Source organism: Acidovorax sp. JHL-9 (assembly GCF_000426205.1).
GTDB classification, from domain to species: Bacteria; Pseudomonadota; Gammaproteobacteria; order Burkholderiales; family Burkholderiaceae_C; genus Acidovorax; species Acidovorax soli.
The window spans coordinates 43,154-63,816 of sequence record NZ_AUEX01000013.1 but is presented as its reverse complement, the minus strand read 5'-3'; the positions used below and the strand labels follow the sequence as shown (position 1 = coordinate 63,816).

The following is a 20,663-nucleotide window of genomic DNA, read 5'->3' as shown; positions in this document are numbered from 1 at the left end:
AAGGGAGTGGTTCAAGCCAGGCAACCCGAAAAGTCTCGGCAGGGTGGGTGCTGGCTCCAGCCGGGGCGGCTGTGGCTTGCGAACATCGAATCTTACAATACAAATGATAATTGATCTCATTTGTATCGTTGTGGCCTAGCAGGCAAGCAACGACCTGGCTGCGGCCTTGCGTGCAGGCGCCGTGGCTCGGCCCTGTTCCCGCACGGGAGGCCATGGCTTGCGGGGCCTGGCAGCGCCGCCGGGTGAGGGCGCCGATAATCAGCACCCGCCCCGCACAGGTGGCCACCCTGTCCATCCTTCCATGCCCGCCCAGCCTGCCCTTCGCGTCCTGTCCGTCATCCCGCCGATGACGCAGCTCAACACCCCGTATCCGTCCACCGCGTACCTCACGGGGTTCCTGCGTTCGCGCGGGGTGGCGGCGGTGCAGGAAGACCTGGCGCTGGCGTTGGTGCTGCAACTGCTGTCGCCCGCAGGCCTGCGCGCGGTGGCGGCGCAGGTGGACGCATTGCCCGCGCCAAGGCGCAGCCCGGCGGTGCAGAGCTTTATGGCACAGCGCGATCGCTACCTGGCCACCATCGCGCCCGCCATTGCCTTCCTGCAGGGGCGCGACTCCACCCTGGCGCACCGCATCGTGGGGCGCAACTTTTTGCCCGAGGGGCCACGCTTTGCGTCACTGGATGTGTATGTGGATGACGAGGGTGGCGACCCGCTGGGCTGGGCCTTTGGCGCCCTGGGCCTGCACGACCGCGCCAAGCACCTGGCCACGCTGTACCTGAATGACCTGGCCGATGTGCTGCGCGATGCGGTCGACCCGCGCTTCGAATTTGTGCGCTATGCCGAGTCGCTGGCGGGCAGCCAGCCCACCTTCGAGCCCCTGGCGCAGGCGCTGGCCGCGCCGACCAACCTGGTGGACGACACCTTGCGCGATCTGACGCTGGCCGCCGTGCAGCGCCATGCGCCCACCGTGGTGCTGCTGTCGGTGCCGTTCCCGGGCTCGGCCTACGCGGCTTTCCGCATTGCCCAGACCATCAAGGCACACCACCCGCACATCGTCACGGTGCTGGGCGGTGGCTTCGTCAACACCGAACTGCGCGAGCTGACCGAGCCGCGCGTGTTCGACCAGTTCGACTACGTGACGCTGGACGCGGGCGAGCGCCCCTTGCTGGCGCTGCTGGAACACCTGCAGGGCCAGCGCGGTCGCCAGCGGCTGGTGCGCACCTTTGTCCGCGATGAAGCGGGCGCCGTGCAGTACATCAACCTGATGGAGGCCGATATCGCCTTCGCCGAAGTGGGCACGCCCACCTGGGACGGCCTGCCGCTGGACCGCTACCTCTCGCTGCTTGACATGCTCAACCCCATGCACCGGCTGTGGAGCGACGGGCGCTGGAACAAGCTCACCGTGGCCCACGGCTGCTACTGGAAGAAGTGCAGTTTCTGCGACGTGAGCCTGGACTACATCGGCCGCTACGAAGGCGCCTCGGCCACCGTGCTGGCCGACCGCATCGACACCATCGTGCGCGAGACCGGGCAGACCGGCTTTCACTTCGTGGACGAAGCGGCGCCGCCCAAGGCCCTGAAGGCGCTGGCCACCGAACTCATCGCCCGCAATGCCGGCATCTCGTGGTGGGGCAATATCCGGTTCGAAAAAACCTTCAGCCCCGAGCTGTGCAACCTGCTGGCCGACAGCGGCTGCATCGCCATCTCGGGCGGGTTGGAAGTGGCGTCCGATCGGCTGCTGAATCTCATGAAAAAAGGCGTGTCGGTGGACCAGGTGGCGCGCGTGACGCGGGCCTTTACCGACGCCGGCATTCTGGTGCACGCCTACCTGATGTATGGCTTTCCCACGCAGACGGTGCAGGACACCGTGGATGCGCTGGAATACGTGCGCCAGCTGTTTGCCAATGGCTGTATCCAAAGCGGTTTTTTCCACCGCTTTGCCTGCACCGTTCACTCACCGGTGGGCCAGCACCCCGAAGACTTTGGCGTGACCCTGGAGCCGCTGCCGCCGGTGAGCTTTGCCAAGAACGACATCGGCTTTCACGACCCCACGGGCGTGGACCACGACGCCCTGGGCGGCGCGCTCAAGAAGGCCATCTACAACTACATGCACGGCATCGGGCTCGAAGAGGACGTGCGCAGCTGGTTCCCCTTCAAGGTGCCCAAGACCACCGTGCAACGCAACCGCATCGAGCGGGCACTGCGCGAGCGTGGGTGACCGGACTGCGGGCGGGGGCACCGATCCGGTGCCCTGTCTCGGAAATGCTTTTTCCCTATGGCCGCTTGCGCCTGATCCGCAAGCGCTGTGGGCCTGCAGCACTTGAAACGCGGGGCGTGTGGGCGCACCAAGGCGTCGCATCAGCAACGCCGGTGCAGCGTCACTCCACTTCACCCATCTGCGACTGCAGGTAGTTGGGCAGGCCCACCTTGGCTATCAGGTCGATCTGGGTTTCGAGGAAGTCGATGTGCTCCTCGGTGTCGTCCAGGATCTTTTGCAGCAGGTCGCGCGAGACATAGTCGCGCACGGTTTCGCAGTGGGCGATGCCGTCCTTGATGGTGGCCTGGGCGCCTTGTTCGGCGCGCAGGTCGCAGGCCAGGATTTCGGGCACATCTTCGCCCACCTGGATCTTGGCCAGGTCCTGCAGGTTGGGCAGGCCGTCGAGCACGAAGATGCGGTCCATCAGCCAGTCGGCGTGCTTCATCTCGCCGATGGATTCGGAATATTCCTTCTTGGCCAGCTTGTCAAAACCCCAGTGCTTGAGCATGCGGTAGTGCAGAAAGTACTGGTTGATGGCCGTGAGCTCGTTCTTGAGCTGGGCCTGCAGATGGCCAATGACCTGTGTGTCGCCCTTCATGGTGGTTTCCTTGGTGGGTTGTTCCGGCAATGATTGTCGCGGCCCGGCAGCACGCGCGCAACACAAGCCCCTGCGAGGAGCGGCGGGGTGGCGAAGCAGCCTGCGGTCTTGTCATAAAATAGCAATAACCAATTGATTCAATGAATTCAATTAATTGGATTGATTTCCCTGAAAAGCCTAAACTTCAATCCTGTTCAGTCAACCAACCACCAAGGAAGCAGCAATGTCCCTGATCAACACCCAAGTTCAGCCCTTCAAGACCGAAGCCTTTCACAACGGCAAGTTCATCACCGTGACCGAAGAGAGCCTGAAGGGCAAGTGGTCGGTCGTGATCTTCATGCCCGCCGCCTTCACCTTCAACTGCCCCACCGAAGTGGAAGACGCTGCCGAGCACTACGCTGAATTCCAGAAGGCCGGCACCGAGGTGTACATCGTCACCACCGACACGCATTTCTCGCACAAGGTGTGGCACGAAACCTCGCCCGCCGTGGGCAAGGCCCAGTTCCCGCTGGTGGGCGACCCCACGCACCAGCTGACCAACGCTTTTGATGTGCACATTGCCGAAGAAGGCCTGGCGCTGCGCGGCACCTTCATCATCAACCCCGATGGCGTGATCAAGACCATGGAAGTGCATTCCAACGAAATCGCGCGCGACGTGAAGGAAACCCTGCGCAAGCTCAAGGCTGCCCAGTACACCGCCGCCCACCCCGGCGAAGTCTGCCCCGCCAAGTGGAACGAAGGCGCAAAGACCATCGCTCCATCGCTGGACCTGGTCGGCAAGATCTAAGCCACAAGACTGTTTGACGGCGGAGCGCCTGGGAGGCGCTCCCAAGCCGGACCACGCTGTGGCGCCCGCGCCATGCCGTCCGGCTTTTTTACGTCCGTTTTTTGTGCGGGCGGCGCCACAAGCGCCTTGAGCACACACCCTCTGCCACTCGAATCTACAAGGACACCACCATGCTCGACGAACAACTCAAGACCCAACTTTCGGCATACCTGGAGCGCGTGCAGCAGCCGTTCGAGCTGGTGGCATCCCTGAACGACAGCGACACATCCCGCGAGATGCTGGAGCTGCTGCAAACCATCCAGTCGCTGCGCAGCGACAAAATCAGCCTGCGCACCGATGGCGACGACGCTCGCAAGCCTTCGTTCACGCTGCAGCGCACGGGCAGCACCAGCCAGCTGCGCTTCGCCGGCCTGCCGCTGGGCCATGAGTTCACGTCCCTCGTGCTGGCCCTGCTGTGGACCGGCGGCCACCCGCCCAAGGTCGAGGCGGACGTGATCGAGCAGATCCAGGCCCTGGAAGGCGACTTCAACTTCGAGGTCTACATGAGCCTGACCTGCCACAACTGCCCCGACGTGGTGCAGGCGCTGGCGCTCATGGCCATCCTCAACCCCCAGGTCAAGACCACGGTCATCGAAGGCGGCGCCTTCCAGCAGGAAGTGACCGAGCGCGGCATCATGGCCGTGCCCATGGTGTACCTGAACGGCCAGGAGTTCGCCTCGGGCCGCATGACGGTGGAGGAGATCGTGGCCAAGCTCGACACCGGCGCCGCCGCGCGCGACGCGGCCAAGCTGTCGGCCAAGGCCCCCTACGACATGCTCATCATTGGCGGTGGCCCCGCAGGCGCCGCGGCCGCCGTGTACGCGGCCCGCAAGGGCATACGCACCGGTGTGGCCGCCGAGCGCTTTGGTGGCCAGGTCAACGACACGCTGGGCATCGAGAACTACATCTCGGTGATCGAGACCGACGGCCCCAGGTTTGCCGCCGCCCTGGAAGCCCACACCCGCGCCTACGACGTGGACATCATGAACCTGCAGCGCGCCGACAAGCTGATTCCGGCCGCGCAGCCTGGCGGGCTGATCGAGGTGCAACTGGCCAACGGTGGTTCGCTCAAGGCCAAGAGCGTGATCCTGTCCACCGGTGCGCGCTGGCGCAACGTGAACGTGCCCGGCGAAGCTGAGTACAAGAACAAGGGCGTGGCCTACTGCCCGCACTGCGACGGCCCGCTGTTCAAGGGCAAGCGCACGGCCGTGATTGGCGGCGGCAACTCGGGTGTCGAGGCGGCCATCGACCTCGCCGGCATCGTGGCGCATGTCACGCTGGTGGAGTTTGCCGACCAGCTCAAGGCCGACGCCGTGCTGGTCAAGAAGCTCCAAAGCCTGCCCAACGTCACCATCCACACCAACGCGCAGACCACCGAAATCACCGGTGCCGACGGCAAGGTCAACGGCCTCAAGTTCAAGGACCGGGCGACGGGCCAGGAGCATCTGGTGCCGCTGGAGGGCGTGTTCGTGCAGATCGGCCTGGTGCCCAACACCGACTGGCTCAAGGGCACGGTCAACTTGAGCAAGTTTGGCGAGATCGAGATCGATGCCAAGGGCCACACCAACGTGCCCGGGGTGTTTGCCGCCGGTGACTGCACCACCGTGCCCTACAAGCAGATCGTGATTGCTGCAGGCGCCGGCGCCACGGCCGCGCTGAGCGCGTTCGATCATTTGATCCGCACCAGTGCGCCAGCGTGATTTTTAGAAAAAATCGGCCGGTAGTGCCTATGTGGTGAGTGCGGGAAGCCATCCCATTGGAAGCGGCGGGGCTGTGAGGAGCAGCCCCGCCGTTTTTTTGCCGTTCTGGATGCCCGGGTCTGGAGCCCGGTCAGAAGGTGTGCAGCACGCCGGTGGTGATGCCGGTGGCGCGGTCCTTGTGGGCGGCGCCCTGGAAGCCGTCGCGCCACTGGGTGCGGTCCAGCTCTGCATACAGTTTGCTGCGGCGCGAAAGCTTGTACTCGGCAAACAGGAGGGTCCGGGTGTAGCCGTCTTCCCGCTTGCCGGTTCGCTGGCGGTCCAGGCGGTACACGGCGGCGGTGAGGTCCACCGCGCCGGTTGCCGACCAGGTCGCCCCCGCTGACTGCACCCGCTGTTCCGTGCGTGCCGTGGTGGAAGTGTCGGCTTCGCTGCGCGCGGTGTTGGCGGCCAGGCGCAGGCTGCCCAGCTGGTAGGCGGCGCCCAGCGTAAAGGCCTGCAACGACAGGTTGCCTGCCGTTTTGAAGCGCTGGACGGCGCCCGAGACGGTCCAGGCCCCTGCGGCATAGGCCAGTCCTGCTCCCGCCGAGGATTGGGCCGAGGCGCTGCCAGCGTTTTCTCCGAAGCTGTACATGGCGCGTGCGGTGACGGGCCCGAACCGGCCTGTGTATTTGAGGGCGTTGTCCAGGCGGTAAGAGCCGCTGGCGGAGCCTGCCGTGCCGTATTCAACCCCCAGGCCATGGCTGCTCAAGGCCGCCGTGGCGATGTTGGGGTTGAACGAAGCGAAGCGCATGCCTGCCGCGTCAACGGGGCTCACGGCATCGGCCAGCAAGTTGGTCTGCCGGCCCGCCGTGACCTGGCCCCAGGCGCCGCCCATGCCGACGATGGCGGCGCGGTCAAAAAACTTGGCGTTGGCGGTGCTGCCGCTGTCGATGTTCAGACCGGTTTCGAAGTTGAAGAGCGCATGGAGGCCGCCCCCCAGTTCTTCGCGGCCCCGGAATCCGAAGCGGCTGGTGCTGTTGACGCCGCTGGCCAGGCTGGTCGCAGAGGCGGTGCTGGGTGCATTGGCGGCGGTCATGCCGACGGTGTGGCGCACGCCGGCATCGGCGATGCCGTACAGGGTGGTGCTGCCCTGCGCCAGGGTGAGCGCGGGTGTGGCCAGTGCGGCCAGCCATGCCAGGTGTTGGGGTTTCATGGGTCTCCTTGTCGTTGTGAGGGGCGCGGCGGTGCGCCGCACCCGGAGGGCAGTGCAGTGGGGGGAGGTCGTTGGGCGAGCGCTGCCGGTGCGCACGCCCGGCGCGCGGAGCAAGGGGCTGACGCGCTGTCGACGCAGTGTCAGCGGGCGGCCGCAGGCTCCATGCCGGTGCTGCGCACGATGGGGGCTGCCGCCGGTGATGCCAGGAAACGGATCAGATGCCGCGCCGCGTCGGGATTCTCTGCACCTGCGGCCACGCCCGCCGAGAAGAAAACGCGCTGCTGGACTTCGTCCGGCAGCGGTCCGACGAACTCCAGCTCTTTGAAAGGCAGCAGCTCGCTGACCTGCTGGAAGCCGATCTCGGCGTCGCCACGCAACACCACTGCGCCCACGCGCTCGCTGTAGATCTTGGTGGCCTTGCCCTTGATCTGCTCGGCCACGCCCAGGCGCGGGAACAGTTCGTCCGAGAGGTAGGTTCCGCTGGCGCTGGCGGAATAGGCGATCGACCTGGCGTTCAGCAGGGTCTGCTTGAGGGCTTCCACGGTGCTGATGTCGGGCTTGGGCGTGCCCTTGCGCACGCTCATGCCGATCATGGAACGGGCCAGGTCCACGCGGCTGCCGGGCTGCACCTTGCCCTGTGCCACCAGGGCTTCCAGCCCCGAGTCGGCCAGGATGACGATGTCGAACTGCTCGCCGCGGGCGAAGCGGCTGGGGATGGAGTCGGGTGCCTTGCCCATCGAAGCGCCCCGTGCGGTGACCACCTTGTGGCCGGTGGCCTGCTCGTACAGGGGAATCAGCTGGTCGTAGGCGGCGGAGAAACCGCCCGAGGTGACGACGCGGATTTCTGCCGCCTGGGCGCTGGAGGGCGTTGCCGCTCCCAGGGCCAGGCCCAGGCTCAGCGCGGCGCCGAGCAGGGCGCCCAGCACCCTGCGGCGGGGCATTTCGATGGGGCTCACAGTGGCTGGCTTGAAGGTTTGCATGTCATGTCTCCTGGTTGATGTCGTGGGGGTTGCGGGCCGCTGTGTCAGTCGGCGGTGATCTTGCGCTCGTGGATGATGCGGCCCCACTTGCTGTATTCGGAGGCGATGAATTTACCCAGCTCATCACGGGTGCCGGGCGATGCGGTCTGGCCATGCTTGAGCAGGTTCTCGCGCACTTCGGGGGTGTTGAGCACCTTCACCAGTTCGGCATTCCAGCGGTCCAGCAGGGGCTTGGGTGTCTTGGCCGAGGCCACGAATGCATACCAGTTCGTGGCGTTGAATCCCGGAAAGGTCTCTGCCACCGTGGGTACGTTGGGCAGGTAGGCGGGGCGGGTCAGTCCGGTGGTGGCCAACGGAATGAGCTTGCCCGACTCGATGTGGGGCAGGGCGGTGGGGGGCGCTGCGTAGAACGCGGTCACGCGCCCCCCCAGGACATCCTGCAGCGCAGGGGCGCCGCCCTTGTAGGGCACGTGCACGGTGTCGATCTTGGCGACGTCGTTGAGCAGTTCACCGGCCAGGTGCGCCGCCGAACCGGGGCCGGTGGAGGCAAAGTCGAACTTGCCCGGCTCGCGCCTGGCCTTGGCCACGAATTCGCCCAGGGTCTTGATGCCGGTGCTGGCCGGCACCACGAGCACGTTGGGGAAGCTCACGCCCATGGTGATGGGCGCCAGATCCTTGAGCGGGTCGTAGCGGACGCTCATGAAATGGGGTGCGATGCTGAGCGGGCCAATGGAGCCGAACAGCAACACCGAGCCATCCGACGGGCCCGTGGCGACCTGGGTGTGGGCCAGGTTGCCCCCCGCGCCGGGTTTGTTGTCCACCACCACGCTCTGGCCGATGTTTTCGCCCAGCTTCTTGGCGATCAACCGCGCCGCGATGTCCGCTGAGCCGCCGGCGGCAAAGCCGACCACCAGGGTCACGGGCTTCTTGGGAGGAAAGTCCTGGGCCTTGGAGGCTGTGTGGACCAGGGGGAGGCATGTGGCCAGGATGGCGGCCACGATCAGCGAGCGTCGTTGCATGGTGGATTCCAGAAGTGGCCGATGCACGGTCGGCCTTGCAAAAGGACGCCAGTCTAGGTAGCACGCAATAATCTGTGAATTGCAATTTATGACAGGACTATTGCATGCTGCGCATCAAATTCGATCTGGGTGAACTGCAGGCATTCGTGGTCACTGCAGAGAAGGCGAGCTTTCGCCTGGCGGCGGAAGCCCTGTGCCTGTCGCCGCCGGCCCTCAGTCGCCGCGTCGAGCGGCTGGAAGCGGCTCTGGGTGTCCGGTTGCTGGAGCGCACGACCCGCAGCGTGGAGTTGACCGCGGTGGGGCAGGAGTTTCTGCACGAGGCGCGCACGGCCCTGGCGGGCCTGGATGAAGCGGTGCAGCGCGTGAATGACCAGGTCCATCTGCGTCGCGGGCGGGTGGCGATCGCCTGCATTCCGTCGGTGGCCAGCCATCTGCTGCCCCGTGTTCTGCGGGCCTTCGCGGTGGCGCAGCCGGAGGTCCAGGTGCACGTCATCGACGAGAGCGCCAACCAGGTGCTTGATGCCGTGGTGCGGGGAGACGCCGATTTCGGGCTGAGCTTTACCGGCAGCCAGGAGTCGGCACTGCGTTTCGAGGCGCTGATGCGCGAGCGCTACGTCCTGGCCATGCAGCGGGGGCACCGCTGGGCCGGGCGCAAGGAGGTGGCGTGGGCTGAACTGGCGGGGCAGCGCTTGGTGTCGGTTTCGCGTGACAGCAGCAACCGGCTGCTCCTGGACCAGGCCACGGCCGATCTGCCCCAGCAACCTGTGGCTTGGTATGAGTGCAACCATGTGGCCGGAGCGCTGGCCCTGGTGGAGGCCGGGCTGGGCCTGGCCGTGCTGCCGCAACTGGCGCTGCCGTCTGAGCACCCCCAGGTGTGCGGTGTGCCGCTGATAGAACCCGACCTCTGGCGTACCCTGGGATTGCTGCAGCGGCGCGACCGCGTGCTGGCTCCCGCTGCGGAAGCCTTGCGCCAACGCCTGATCCAGCTGCATTCAGGTGGTTGAAGGGCGCGCGGGGGCGAAACGGGGGCGGGTGCGCGGTGCAGCTCGGGGTCTCGCGCACGGCCGCATCAATACACCAGCCGGTCCGGCTGCAGCTCCTGCAGGATGGTGGTGGCGATTTCTTCAATCGACTTGGTGGTGGTGGACAGCCAGCGGATGCCGGCGCGGCGCATCATGGCCTCGGCTTCGGCGACTTCGTGGCGGCAGTTCTGCAGGCTGGCGTAGCGCGAGTCGGGGCGGCGCTCGCTGCGGATCTCGGACAGGCGCTCGGGGCTGATCGTCAGACCGAAGATCTTCTTGCGAAACTCCATCAGCGCCGGCGGCAGCTGGCGGCGGTCGAAGTCTTCGGGGATCAGCGGGTAGTTGGCGGCCTTCAGTCCATGCTGCATGGCCAGGTACAGGCTGGTGGGGGTCTTGCCGCTGCGGCTGACGCCCACCAGGATCACATCGGCGCCGGCGAGGTCGCGGTGGCTCTGGCCGTCGTCGTGCGCCAGGCTGAAGTTGATGGCCTCGATGCGATCGGTGTATTCCTTGCTGCGGCTGACATCGCTGAAACGGCCCACCCGGTGGTGCGACTTGACGCCCAGTTCTTCTTCCAGCGGGTGCACGAAGGTGCCAAACATGTCGAGCAGCATGCCCTTGCAGCCCTCCTGGATGACCTTGAGCACCTCCATGTTCACCAGCGTGGTGAAGACGATGGGCTTCCTGCCCTCCAGCTCGGCGGTGTGGTTGATCTGGCGCACCGCCTGATGGGCCTTGTCCTCGGTGTCCACGAAGGGCAGGCGCACGCGGCGCGGCACCAGTTCGAACTGGGCCAGGATGGCGTTGCCGAACGTTTCGGCGGTGATGCCGGTGCCGTCCGACACAAAGAAGATGGTGCGCGAGTGCATGGGGGCCTTTTCAAGAGCGTCGGACGGTTGCCGGTGCGGCCCGCCTACAATTGCGTCAATTATCCAATTCTCACCATGCACCCGGTCGGCCCACAACCACAACCAAAAAGCTGCAGCCCGTGCATGGCCGCTCGCTCCCTGCTCCTGTCGGGCGGGCGCGCAGACCCGGTTTTAACTTCTGGAGCTTTCCCATGTCTGCACTTTTCAGCCCGACCGCCCTGGTCGTACCGTTTGAAAACCTGAGAATGACCGACGTCGAGGCGGTAGGCGGCAAAAACGCCTCCCTCGGCGAAATGATCTCGCAGTTGCCCCATGGCGTGCGGGTGCCTACGGGCTTTGCCACCACGGCCCACGCGTTCCGCGAATTTTTGGCCTTTGAGGGCCTGGCCGACCGCATCAGCGCCAAGCTGGCGGCGCTCGACACCGAAGACGTGCGCGCCCTGGCTGCCGTGGGTGCCGAGATCCGTGCCATGGTCGAAGCCCAGCCTTTCCCGGCCGATCTGCAAAAGGCCATTGCCGAGGCTTTTGCCACCCTGTCCGAAGGCAACCCCGAAGCCAGCTTTGCCGTGCGCTCGTCCGCCACGGCCGAGGATCTGCCCGACGCATCGTTTGCTGGCCAGCAGGAAACCTTCCTGAACGTGCATGGCATCGACGAGGTGCTGCACAAGATGAAGGAGGTGTTCGCCAGCCTCTACAACGACCGCGCCATCAGCTACCGCGTGCACAAGGGTTTTGCGCACGATGTGGTGGCCCTGTCGGCCGGCGTGCAGCGCATGGTGCGTTCCGACCTGGGCGCCGCCGGCGTGATGTTCACCATCGACACCGAATCGGGCTTTGAAGACGTGGTGTTCATCACCAGCAGCTACGGCCTGGGTGAAACCGTGGTGCAGGGCGCCGTGAACCCTGACGAGTTCTATGTGCACAAGCCCATGCTCAAGGCGGGCAAGAAGGCAGTGATCCGCCGCAACCTGGGCAGCAAGCTGATCCAGATGGTGTTTGCCACGCCCGATGAAAAGGCGCGGAGCGGCAAGCTCATCAAGACCACCGACGTGCCCGCCGAGCAGCGCAACCGCTATTCGCTCACCGATGCCGATGTCGAGCAACTCGCGCACTATGCCGTGGTCATCGAGCAGCACTATGGCCGCCCCATGGACATCGAATGGGGCAAGGACGGCACCGACGGCCAGCTCTACATCCTGCAGGCCCGCCCTGAAACAGTGAAGAGCCAGGCCAAGGGCCAGGCCGAGTTGCGCTACAAGCTCAAGGGCCACGGTGCCGTGCTGGCCGAGGGCCGCGCCATTGGCCAGAAGATCGGCACCGGCCCCGTGCGCTTGGTGCACCACATTTCCGAGATGGACAAGGTGCAACCCGGCGACGTGCTGGTCACCGACATGACCGACCCCAACTGGGAGCCCGTGATGAAGCGCGCCAGCGCCATTGTCACCAACCGGGGGGGGCGCACCTGCCACGCCGCCATCATCGCGCGCGAGCTGGGCATTCCGGCCGTGGTGGGCTGCGGCGACGCCACCGAGCGCCTGAAGGACGGCACGCTGGTCACGGTGAGCTGCTCCGAGGGGGACACCGGCCGCATCTACGACGGCCTGCTCGAAACCGAGGTGACCGAAGTGCAGCGCGGCGAGATGCCAGCCATCCAGACCAAGATCATGATGAACGTGGGCAACCCCCAGCTGGCGTTTGACTTTGCCCTGCTGCCCAACCAAGGCGTGGGCCTGGCGCGGCTGGAGTTCATCATCAACAACAATATTGGGGTGCACCCCAAGGCCATCCTGGATTACCCCCAGATCGATGCCGACCTGAAGAAGGCCGTTGAATCCGTGGCCCGTGGCCATGCATCGCCCCGTGCGTTCTATGTGGACAAGGTCGCCGAAGGTGTGGCCACCATTGCCGCAGCCTTCTGGCCCAAGCCTGTCATCGTGCGGCTGTCGGACTTCAAGTCCAACGAGTACCGCAAGCTCATTGGCGGCAGCCGCTACGAGCCCGAGGAAGAAAACCCGATGCTGGGCTTCCGCGGTGCGGCGCGCTACATCAGCGCAGAGTTTGGCGAAGCCTTTGCGATGGAATGCGAGGCTTTGAAGCGCGTGCGCAATGACATGGGCCTGACCAACGTGCAGGTGATGGTGCCCTTTGTGCGCACGCTGGGCCAGGCCGAGCGCGTGACCAAGCTGTTGGCCGTACACGGCCTGCAGCGCGGCAAGGATGACCTCAAGGTCATCATGATGTGCGAGGTGCCCAGCAACGCCATCCTGGCCGAGCGCTTCCTGGAGTTTTTCGACGGTTTCTCCATCGGCTCCAACGATCTGACCCAGCTCACCCTGGGTCTGGACCGCGACTCGGGCCTGGAGTTGCTGGCGCAGGACTTTGACGAGCGCGACCCGGCTGTCGAGGCGCTGATCCACCAGGTCATCAAGGCCTGCCTGGCGCAGGGCAAGTACATCGGCATCTGCGGCCAGGGCCCCAGCGACCACCCGGACTTTGCACAGTGGCTGGCCAGGGAAGGCATCTCGTCGATTTCGCTCAATCCTGACAGCGTGATTGCCACCTGGCAGCAGCTGGCACGCTGAGTGCGCAGGGGCTGCCCTTGTCCAACCCACGGTATGTGAGCACACCCTGGATGCAGCCCCTGAGAAAAATCCACGAACCCGAACTGGCGGGTCCCTTCCCGCCAGACATGCACGATGTGCGCCACCTCTGGCTCAAGGGGGGGCTGCTGCTGGTGTGGGCGCTGGTGTCTTTCGTGGCCACCTACTTCGCCCGCGATCTGCAAGCGTTCGTCGTGGCAGGCTGGCCGCTGGGCCACTGGATCGCGGCGCAGGGTGCGGTGCTGATGTTCATTGCCATCGTGGTGGCCTACTGCTGGGCCATGAACCGGTTTGAGCGCCAGGACGCCGCGCGGGTGGCCGCGCTGACCACCGAACGTGCCCCATCCCATGGCTGAGCGCGGGGGCGTGGGACAAGGGGGCGATGACAAGGCCTACCTGTGGCGCCTGCACCGCATCTTTGCCTTGTATGTGCTGGGGGTGGTGGCGTTTCTGGTGCTGATGGCCTGGGCCGAGCAGCAGGGTCTGTCGCGGCACTGGATCGGTCCGATCTTCCTGTTTCTCACGGTGATGGTCTATGCCGGCATCGGGGTGTACGGGCGCACCACCGATCCCGAAGAGTATTACGTGGCGGGGCGGCGGATTCCGCCGGTGTACAACGGCATGGCTGCGGCGGCCGACTGGATGAGCGCGGCCTCGTTCATCAGCCTGTCGGGTGCGCTGTACCTGCAGGGCTTTTCTGGCACACGCGGCCAGGCTGGTGGGCTGGCCTACCTGCTGGGCTGGACTGGCGGTTTCTGCCTCGTGGCCATGCTGATCGCCCCCCATCTGCGTGCCATGGGGCTCTACACGGTGCCCGACTTTTTCCATGTGCGCTTTGGTGGCCGCTGGCCGCGCATCATTGCGGCGCTGGCGGCGGTGCTGTGTTCCTTCACCTATGTGGTGGCCCAGATCTACGGTGTGGGCCTGATTGCCTCGCGCCTGACGGGGGTGCAGTTCGAGATCGGCATCATGCTGGGGCTGGGTGGCGTGCTGCTGTGCTCGTTCCTGGGGGGCATGCGCGCCATCACCTGGACGCAGGTGGCGCAATATGTGGTGCTGCTGCTGGCTTTCCTGATCCCCGTGTCGTGGCTGGCCTACAAGCAGCTGGGCAACCCGCTGGCTCCGCTGGTCTATGGCACGCAACTGGGCAAGATTGCCGATCTGGAGGAACGCCTGCTCGATTCGCCGGCAGAGCACCAGGTGGTGGTGGCCTATTTGCGGCGGGCCCAGGACTACGAGGCGCGCCTGCAGGACGTGGAGGGTGCGCTGGAGCGTGAGCGCGAAAAGGCGCGTGAGCGTGTTCGTACCCTGCGCGACCAGAATGCCGATGTGGGCCTGATCGTTTCTGCCAGCCGGGAACTGGTCGCACTGCCGCGCGATGCGGCATCGGCACGCGAGCGCTGGACGCGTGAGATGCGCGAAAACTACGAGCGTGCCCGGCCCCTGGGGGGCCTGCCGCTGCACAGCCAGGCCTATGCGGGCAACCCCGACGGATCGCCGCATGAGCGGCAGGAGTACGAGCTCACCCGGCGCAATTTTCTGGCACTGATGTTCTGCCTGATGGTGGGCACGGCGGGGCTGCCGCATCTGCTGACCCGTTACTACACATCCCCCACCGTGGCGGCTGCGCGCTCATCGGTGGCCTGGTCGCTTTTCTTCATTGCCTTGCTGTACCTCAGCGCGCCGGCGCTGGCGGTGCTGGTGAAGTTCGAGGTCATGCAGAACCTGGTGGGTAGCAGTTTCGATACCTTGCCCAGCTGGATGGCGCAATGGGCGCGCGTGGATGCCTCGCTGCTGTCGGTGGAAGACGTGAACGGCGACGGCCTGGTGCAGTTTGGCGAGATCCGCCTGGGGGCCGATCTCATCATGCTGGCCACGCCGGAGCTGGGGGGGCTGCCCTATGTGGTGTCGGGTCTGGTGGCGGCGGGGGGGCTGGCAGCGGCGCTGTCCACGGCCGACGGGCTGCTGCTGACCATCAGCAATGCACTGGTGCGCGACCTCTATTACCGCGGCGTTCCCAGGGAGGCATCCCCTGAGCAGCGCGTCATCCTGACCAAGTTCACCTTGCTGTCCGTGGCGCTGGCGGCGGCGTTCGTGGCGGCGCTCAAGCCGGCCGAAATTCTGCCGCTCGTTTCGGCGTCGTTTTCCCTGGCGGCATCGGCTTTTGTGCCGGTAATGGTGCTGGGCATCTTCTGGCGCGGCACCACGCGCCAGGGTGCGGTGGCCGGCATGCTTGCCGGGCTGGGCGTGGCGGTGTACTACATGCTTTCGCATGTTTCCGCCATGCGCGCATGGGTCGGCTGGCTGCTCGCGGATGGCCTGTGGTTTGGCATCCAACCCATTTCTGCAGGGGTGTTTGGCGTGCCTGCAGGGCTGATCGTGGCCGCTGTGGTGAGCCGCATCACGCGGCCGGCTCCTGCGCAGCCCCTGGTGCGCTCCGAGATGTGAGGGTCCGTCGCCTGCGCACGGAGCAGGCCTGGCCGGTGGCCATTGCCGGTTTGTCGAGGTGCCTGCTTGATGGAAAACCCCCGATGCCAAAACGCGGCAAACCTGCGAGACTGTTTCAAAAGATTGCACGCGCCACCGGTGCCGTGTCGTACCACCTTGGAAGGAGGCACATGGTACTGGTCAAAACGCAAGCGGGTCAGGAGTCTCTGAAAGACAGGCAAGGGGGGCTGACATCTCGCCAGCGCACCGCCTTCATTTTGTTTGATGGCAAACGAACGACCCGTGAGGTGCTGGCAGCCACTGCTGCGATGGGGATCACCCAGGAAGACGTGCAGACCATGTTGGCGCAAGGACTGCTGGAGCCGATCGCCGGGCTGGCGGTTGCCGGGTTGTCGTTGGGGGGCGGTGTTGGCATCTCGTCGTCGCTGGAGTTGTCGGACGAGGTCAGTGGCCGGTCTGATATAGAGCGCTACCAGGCCGCCTACCCCATTGCCACCGAATTGACCGCTGGCTTGGGTTTGCGCGGCTTTCGCTTGAATCTGGCCGTGGAGGGGGCGGGCAGTTTTGACGACCTGGCGGCATTGGCTCCCAAGATCCGGAATGCCGTCGGCGATGCCAAATTTGCCCGGCTGGAAAAAGCCTTGTTCAGCTGATGCTGCTCTTGGGTCAGGCTTCAACGGGAGGAATCAAAAAAGCGGCCTCGCGGGCCGCTTGCTGAAGTGAAAGGGCGGGGTGCTGCTTCAGCGCACGCCCAGCAGTTCCACATCGAATTTCAGCGTGGCATGGGGCGGAATCACCCCACCGGCGCCGCGCGCGCCATAGCCCAGTGCGGCGGGGATGATCAGGGTGCGCTGGCCACCGATCTTCATGCCCTGCACCCCCTCGTCCCAGCCCTTGATGACCATGCCAGCGCCCAGGGAGAAGGCGAAGGGATCGTTGCGATCGCGGCTGGAGTCGAACTTGGCACCTTGCTCTCCGTTGTTGTAAAGCCAGCCGGTGTAGTGCACCGAGACGTTCTGGCCCTTGGTGGCTTCGGCGCCTTCGCCGATGACGGTGTCTTCGTATTGCAGGCCGGATGCAGTGGTGGTCAGTGCCATGGTGAAATTCCTTGATTGCTATTAAAAATATAGCTGTCAATGCATTAATACAAAGCATTGACAGCCATTTGATCCATATTCTAGCGAAGGCTTGGCGAGCGGGCGGGGCCGCCCGGCTCAGCGGATGGGCGCTGCTTCAGGCCTTCTTGGCACGGCCCGCCACCCAGCGGGTGGCAAAAGCCTGCACGTCCGACAGGCGCTTGAGCAGATCGGCGCCCGAGGGGGTGACGGTGTAGCCGTCGCTGCCATGGTCGACAAAGCCAGCCTCGCGCAATTCCTTGATGCGGGTGTTCAGCGTGTTGGGTGTGATGCCGCCCACGCTGTCTTGCAGCAGACGGAAGGTCTGGGGGTGGCCATCCCGCAAGGCCCAGAGCACGCGCAGTGCATAACGGCATTCGAGCCGTTCAAACAGCTGGTTGATGGCGGCATTCTCTTTGGAGCTCATGGATGTTTCTCCTCGCGCGAGTGGTGGGTCAAAGTTCGGGGCGGCGCGACAGGCACCACGTCCGAGGGAGCGCTGCGACTATAGCGCGTAACCTCTTTTGCTACAAGTTTGGTAGCTCAAAAGGCACAGTGCACATGATCCAGCCTCCAGAAAAGCCCCAAATCATTTTAAAGTGTTGCATGCGGGCCACGAAGCCGGAACCGGGCCGACGGAGCGGGTCGGTGGCCTGAAAGGGTTCGCGTCCGGGCTGCTTGCGCTGGGACGGCTGGCCCCCGGATCGGGTTGGCGATCTCCTGCGAGATTGTGAACAGACTCTCAGGCCGGGATGCCGGCGTGGCCCGCGCGCGCCAGGTGGTCCACCAGCAGGCGCGCGCAGGGGGTCAGCGCCTGGCTGCTGCGGTAGCAGACGGCAAAGCGCCGGCGGGCCCAGGCGTCACCCAGTGGAACGATGCGCACGGCGGCTGTCCGGGCAAAGGGCTCTGCCACCTCGCGCGGCACCACGCTGATGGCCAGGTTGGCGCTCACCACCCGCAGGGCGGCGTCGAAGTTGGACACCAGCACCCGGTGTGCCAGGGTCTTGCCTTCCACGGCAGCGGCGCGCGCCAGCAGCACCTGGACGGCGCTGAGGGCCGGCATGCTGACGAATTCGTACCCCAGCACTTCCGCGAAACAGACGCTGGCCGCCTGCGCCACCGGGTGGGACTCATGGGCCACGATGGCCAGGTGGTCGCTGCGGTAGGCGCAGGTTTCCAGCCCCGAGAGGTCGGCGGCATCCCAGCAGATGCCGATGGATGCGCTGCCCTCGCGAATGCCCTGCACCACGTCCGGGCTCACGCGCTCTTCCATGCTCACCTGGATGTCACGGTGGGCCGGGTGCTGCAAAAAGGCGGCCACATCGTCGGCCAGCGACTCGGCCATCACCGAGGCCGTCACCAGCATGCGCACATGGCCCCGGATGCCGGTGGCATACGCCGCCATGTCGCGCTCGATCTGGCCCATGCTGGCCAGCATGGTGCGGGCATGCTCCAGCAGGGTTTCACCCGCCGGGGTGGGCACCACGCCACGCCGCTTGCGCACCAGCAGCGGTGTTCCTACGGCGTCTTCGAGTTGTGCAAGGCGCTTGCTGATGGCGGAGCCCACGATGGACTCCTGCTCGGCCACGCGGGCGATGCTGCGCTGCTCGCAGACGGCGGCAAACAGCCGCAGGGTCAGCAGGTCCAGGTGGCGCATGGGGGCAATGCTGTTTGATGTTCCATTTGGGAATCATAAGGATTCCCAAATGTATTTTCTGATTCTTGTGGGAATTTCTAGAATCCCGTAACCCCCTCTGCCTGGAGACTGAGTGTGAGCCACATCCCATCATCGACTTCTTCCCTGGCCTTTGGCTCTGCCCGGGCGGTCGTCCGCGAGGTCGGCTTGCGCGATGGCCTGCAGAGCATTGCCACGGTGCTGCCCACCGCGCGCAAGCTCGCCTGGATCGATGCCGCCTACGCGGCGGGCCAGCGCGAGATCGAGGTGGGCTCGTTCGTGCCCGCACGCCTGCTGCCGCAACTGGCCGATACCGCCGAGGTGCTGGCCCATGCCAAAACCCTGCCGGGCCTGCTGGCCTCGGTGCTGGTACCCAATTTCAAGGGGGCCGAACGCGCGCTGGAGTGCGGGGCCGATCTCATGATCGTGCCGCTGTCCGCCAGCCACGCCCACAGCCTGGCCAACCTGCGCAAGACGCCCGATGAGGTGGTGGCCGAGGTGGCGCGCATCCGCGCTGCGCGCGACGCTGCCGGCAGCCGCACGCTGATCGAGGGCGGCGTGGGTACGGCCTTTGGCTGCACGCTGCAGGGCGAGGTGGCCGAGGGGCAGGTGCTGCGCCTGATGCAGGCGCTGCTCGACGCCGGTGCCGACCGCGTGAGTCTGGCCGACACCGTGGGCTATGCCGACCCGGCGAGCGTGCAACGCCTGTTCGAGAAGGCCCGCGCCCTGGTCGGCGAGCGCCTGTGGTGCGCCCATTTCCACGACACCCGCGGCATGGGCCTGGCGAATGCCTACGCGGCCTGGCAGACCGGTGTTGGCCGGTTCGATGCCTGCCTGGCCGGCATTGGCGGCTGCCCCCACGCCCCCGGCGCCAGCGGCAACGTCGCCACCGAAGACCTGGCCTTCATGCTGGAGCGCATGGGCGTGGCCACCAGCATCGACGTGGCTGCGCTGCTGGCCCTGCGCCAGCGCGTGGCGGGGTGGCTGGCGGGCGAAACGCTGCACGGCGCGCTGTGGCAGGCGGGGCTGCCGCAGAATGCCGCACCCGCCGCGCTGCAGGCGGCCTGATCTTTCTTATGAATGCGCTGAACATGAACGACACACAAACCGCACCATCTCCCCGTCTGCCGCTCGAAGGCCTGCGCGTGGTGGAGTTCACCCACATGGTCATGGGCCCCACCTGCGGCATGGTGCTGGCCGACCTGGGGGCCGAGGTCATCAAGGTCGAGCCCGTGGAGGGCGACCGCACGCGCCACCTGCTGGGCGCGGGAGCGGGCTTCTTCCCCATGTTCAACCGCAACAAGAAGAGCATTGCGCTCGACCTGCGCAGCCCCGAGGGTCTGGAGGTGGCGCGCCGGCTGGCGGCCTCGGCCGACGTGGTGGCGCAGAACTTCAAGCCCGGCGTGATGAGCAAATACGGCCTGGACTACGCCGCACTGAGCCAGCTCAACCCGCGCCTGATCTATGTGAACCACACCGGTTTTCTGCCCGGCCCCTACGAGCACCGCACGGCGCTGGACGAGGTGGTGCAGATGATGGGCGGCCTGGCCTATATGACGGGCCGCCCCGGCGACCCGTTGCGCGCCGGCACCAGCGTCAACGACATCATGGGTGGCATGTTCGGCGCCATCGGTGCCATGGCGGCCCTGATGCAGCGCGGCATCACCGGGCGCGGGCAGGAGGTGGACTCGGCCCTGTTCGAGAACAACGTGTTCCTGGTCGGCCAGCACATGATGCAGTACGCCGTCACCGGCCAGCCTGCGGCACCGATGCCCGACCGCATCTCGTCATGGGCGCTGTACGACGTCTTCAGCGTGAAAGACGATGAGCAGATCTTCCTGGCCGCCGTGAGCGACGCGCAGTGGGTCACCTTTTGCGATGCCATGGGGTTTGCCGACCTCAAGGCCGACCCGCTGCTGGCCACCAACAACGACCGCGTGCGCGCACGCCCCACGCTGATGCCCGCATTGCGCCAGCGCCTGGCCGGGCATAGCGCTGCCGAGCTGGCCGCCATCTTCGAGAAAAACGGCCTGCCGTTTGCGCCCATCCTGCGGCCCGAGCAGCTATTTGACGACCCGCACCTCCAAGCCACCGGAGGCCTGGCCGATATCACCTTGCCCGACGGCGAGCGGGCAGGGCAGACGGCGCGCACCACATTGTTCCCCTTGCGCATGGACGGCCGGCGGCTGGGAGTGCGCCTGCAGCCGCCCGTGCTGGGGCAGCATACGGCCGAGCTGATGGAGCAGCTGGGTTACACGCCCGACCAGGTCCAGGCCCTGCAAGCCCAGGGGGCCGTGGCCTGAGCTGCCTCGGCGCCAGGGCCATGCACGGCCCCGTGCGACAGCATTCCAATGACAACGATGGA

General features: G+C 65.8%; 18 protein-coding genes. 10 read left to right on the top strand and 8 right to left on the bottom strand.

What is annotated here, in order from left to right; translation table 11 throughout:
• Window positions 1-301: 301 nt before the first annotated feature.
• On the top strand, window positions 302-2,215 hold the full coding sequence (locus tag K225_RS0110320; protein WP_026436335.1) for a radical SAM protein: 1,914 nt from the start codon (window positions 302-304) through the stop codon (window positions 2,213-2,215).
• Between the two features lie 160 nt (window positions 2,216-2,375).
• Here K225_RS0110320 and bfr read toward each other — a convergent pair whose 3' ends face one another.
• Window positions 2,376-2,852: a bacterioferritin gene (bfr, locus tag K225_RS0110315; RefSeq protein ID WP_026436334.1), complete on the bottom strand. Its 477-nt coding sequence runs from the start codon at window positions 2,850-2,852 to the stop codon at window positions 2,376-2,378.
• A 223-nt stretch (window positions 2,853-3,075) separates the two neighbouring features.
• On the opposite strand from bfr, the gene ahpC reads away from it, so the two are divergent.
• Together ahpC and ahpF are read left to right on the top strand one after the other, a co-directional pair.
• Window positions 3,076-3,639, top strand: coding sequence for an alkyl hydroperoxide reductase subunit C (gene ahpC, locus K225_RS0110310; RefSeq protein ID WP_026436333.1), 564 nt, complete (start codon window positions 3,076-3,078; stop codon window positions 3,637-3,639).
• Between the two features lie 170 nt (window positions 3,640-3,809).
• Window positions 3,810-5,378: an alkyl hydroperoxide reductase subunit F gene (gene ahpF, locus K225_RS0110305; RefSeq protein WP_026436332.1), complete on the top strand. Its 1,569-nt coding sequence runs from the start codon at window positions 3,810-3,812 to the stop codon at window positions 5,376-5,378.
• Window positions 5,379-5,508: 130 nt separating this feature from the next.
• On the opposite strand, the gene K225_RS0110300 is transcribed toward ahpF, so the two are convergent.
• From K225_RS0110300 to K225_RS0110290, 3 genes are all read right to left on the bottom strand, one after another.
• Complete coding sequence (locus K225_RS0110300; protein WP_026436331.1) at window positions 5,509-6,570, bottom strand: porin; 1,062 nt, start codon at window positions 6,568-6,570, stop codon at window positions 5,509-5,511.
• A gap of 140 nt (window positions 6,571-6,710) precedes the next feature.
• Window positions 6,711-7,550, bottom strand: coding sequence for a substrate-binding domain-containing protein (locus K225_RS0110295; protein ID WP_026436330.1), 840 nt, complete (start codon window positions 7,548-7,550; stop codon window positions 6,711-6,713).
• 44 nt (window positions 7,551-7,594) lie between these two features.
• Window positions 7,595-8,569, bottom strand: coding sequence for a tripartite tricarboxylate transporter substrate binding protein (locus K225_RS0110290; protein ID WP_026436329.1), 975 nt, complete (start codon window positions 8,567-8,569; stop codon window positions 7,595-7,597).
• A gap of 104 nt (window positions 8,570-8,673) precedes the next feature.
• Between K225_RS0110290 and K225_RS0110285 the strand changes: the two genes are divergently transcribed.
• A complete protein-coding gene (locus K225_RS0110285; protein WP_026436328.1) occupies window positions 8,674-9,573 on the top strand; it encodes a LysR family transcriptional regulator in 900 nt (299 codons plus the stop codon).
• Window positions 9,574-9,638: 65 nt separating this feature from the next.
• Here K225_RS0110285 and K225_RS0110280 read toward each other — a convergent pair whose 3' ends face one another.
• Window positions 9,639-10,460: a pyruvate, water dikinase regulatory protein gene (locus tag K225_RS0110280; RefSeq protein ID WP_026436327.1), complete on the bottom strand. Its 822-nt coding sequence runs from the start codon at window positions 10,458-10,460 to the stop codon at window positions 9,639-9,641.
• Between the two features lie 191 nt (window positions 10,461-10,651).
• Here K225_RS0110280 and ppsA point away from each other — a divergent pair, with 191 nt between their 5' ends.
• The 4 genes from ppsA to K225_RS0110260 all read left to right on the top strand — a co-directional run bounded on the left by ppsA (window position 10,652) and on the right by K225_RS0110260 (window position 16,161).
• Window positions 10,652-13,042 carry a phosphoenolpyruvate synthase gene (ppsA, locus tag K225_RS0110275; protein ID WP_026436326.1) on the top strand — a complete coding sequence of 797 codons (2,391 nt, stop codon included), beginning with the start codon at window positions 10,652-10,654 and terminating at the stop codon, window positions 13,040-13,042.
• Between the two features lie 50 nt (window positions 13,043-13,092).
• Window positions 13,093-13,416 (top strand): DUF4212 domain-containing protein, encoded by a 324-nt coding sequence (locus K225_RS0110270; RefSeq protein ID WP_026436325.1) that lies wholly within the window; start codon window positions 13,093-13,095, stop codon window positions 13,414-13,416.
• Window positions 13,409-15,508 carry a VC_2705 family sodium/solute symporter gene (locus K225_RS0110265; RefSeq protein ID WP_026436324.1) on the top strand — a complete coding sequence of 700 codons (2,100 nt, stop codon included), beginning with the start codon at window positions 13,409-13,411 and terminating at the stop codon, window positions 15,506-15,508. Before K225_RS0110270 ends, K225_RS0110265 begins: the two co-directional genes overlap by 8 nt.
• Window positions 15,509-15,678: 170 nt before the next feature.
• Window positions 15,679-16,161 (top strand): hypothetical protein, encoded by a 483-nt coding sequence (locus tag K225_RS0110260; protein ID WP_026436323.1) that lies wholly within the window; start codon window positions 15,679-15,681, stop codon window positions 16,159-16,161.
• Between the two features lie 87 nt (window positions 16,162-16,248).
• Here K225_RS0110260 and K225_RS0110255 read toward each other — a convergent pair whose 3' ends face one another.
• The 3 genes from K225_RS0110255 to K225_RS0110245 form a co-directional block, all read right to left on the bottom strand.
• Entirely contained in the window at window positions 16,249-16,605 is a 357-nt protein-coding gene (locus K225_RS0110255; protein WP_026436322.1) for an FKBP-type peptidyl-prolyl cis-trans isomerase, read from the bottom strand.
• A gap of 136 nt (window positions 16,606-16,741) precedes the next feature.
• Window positions 16,742-17,050, bottom strand: a complete 309-nt coding sequence (locus K225_RS0110250; protein WP_024814563.1) for a helix-turn-helix domain-containing protein — start codon at window positions 17,048-17,050, stop codon at window positions 16,742-16,744.
• Window positions 17,051-17,365: 315 nt separating this feature from the next.
• Window positions 17,366-18,280, bottom strand: a complete 915-nt coding sequence (locus K225_RS0110245; protein ID WP_026436321.1) for a LysR family transcriptional regulator — start codon at window positions 18,278-18,280, stop codon at window positions 17,366-17,368.
• A 108-nt stretch (window positions 18,281-18,388) separates the two neighbouring features.
• On the opposite strand from K225_RS0110245, the gene K225_RS0110240 reads away from it, so the two are divergent.
• Together K225_RS0110240 and K225_RS0110235 are read left to right on the top strand one after the other, a co-directional pair.
• A complete protein-coding gene (locus K225_RS0110240) occupies window positions 18,389-19,366 on the top strand; it encodes a hydroxymethylglutaryl-CoA lyase (protein ID WP_369794853.1) in 978 nt (325 codons plus the stop codon).
• Between the two features lie 23 nt (window positions 19,367-19,389).
• Window positions 19,390-20,601: a CaiB/BaiF CoA-transferase family protein gene (locus K225_RS0110235; protein WP_026436319.1), complete on the top strand. Its 1,212-nt coding sequence runs from the start codon at window positions 19,390-19,392 to the stop codon at window positions 20,599-20,601.
• Window positions 20,602-20,663 lie beyond the last annotated feature (62 nt).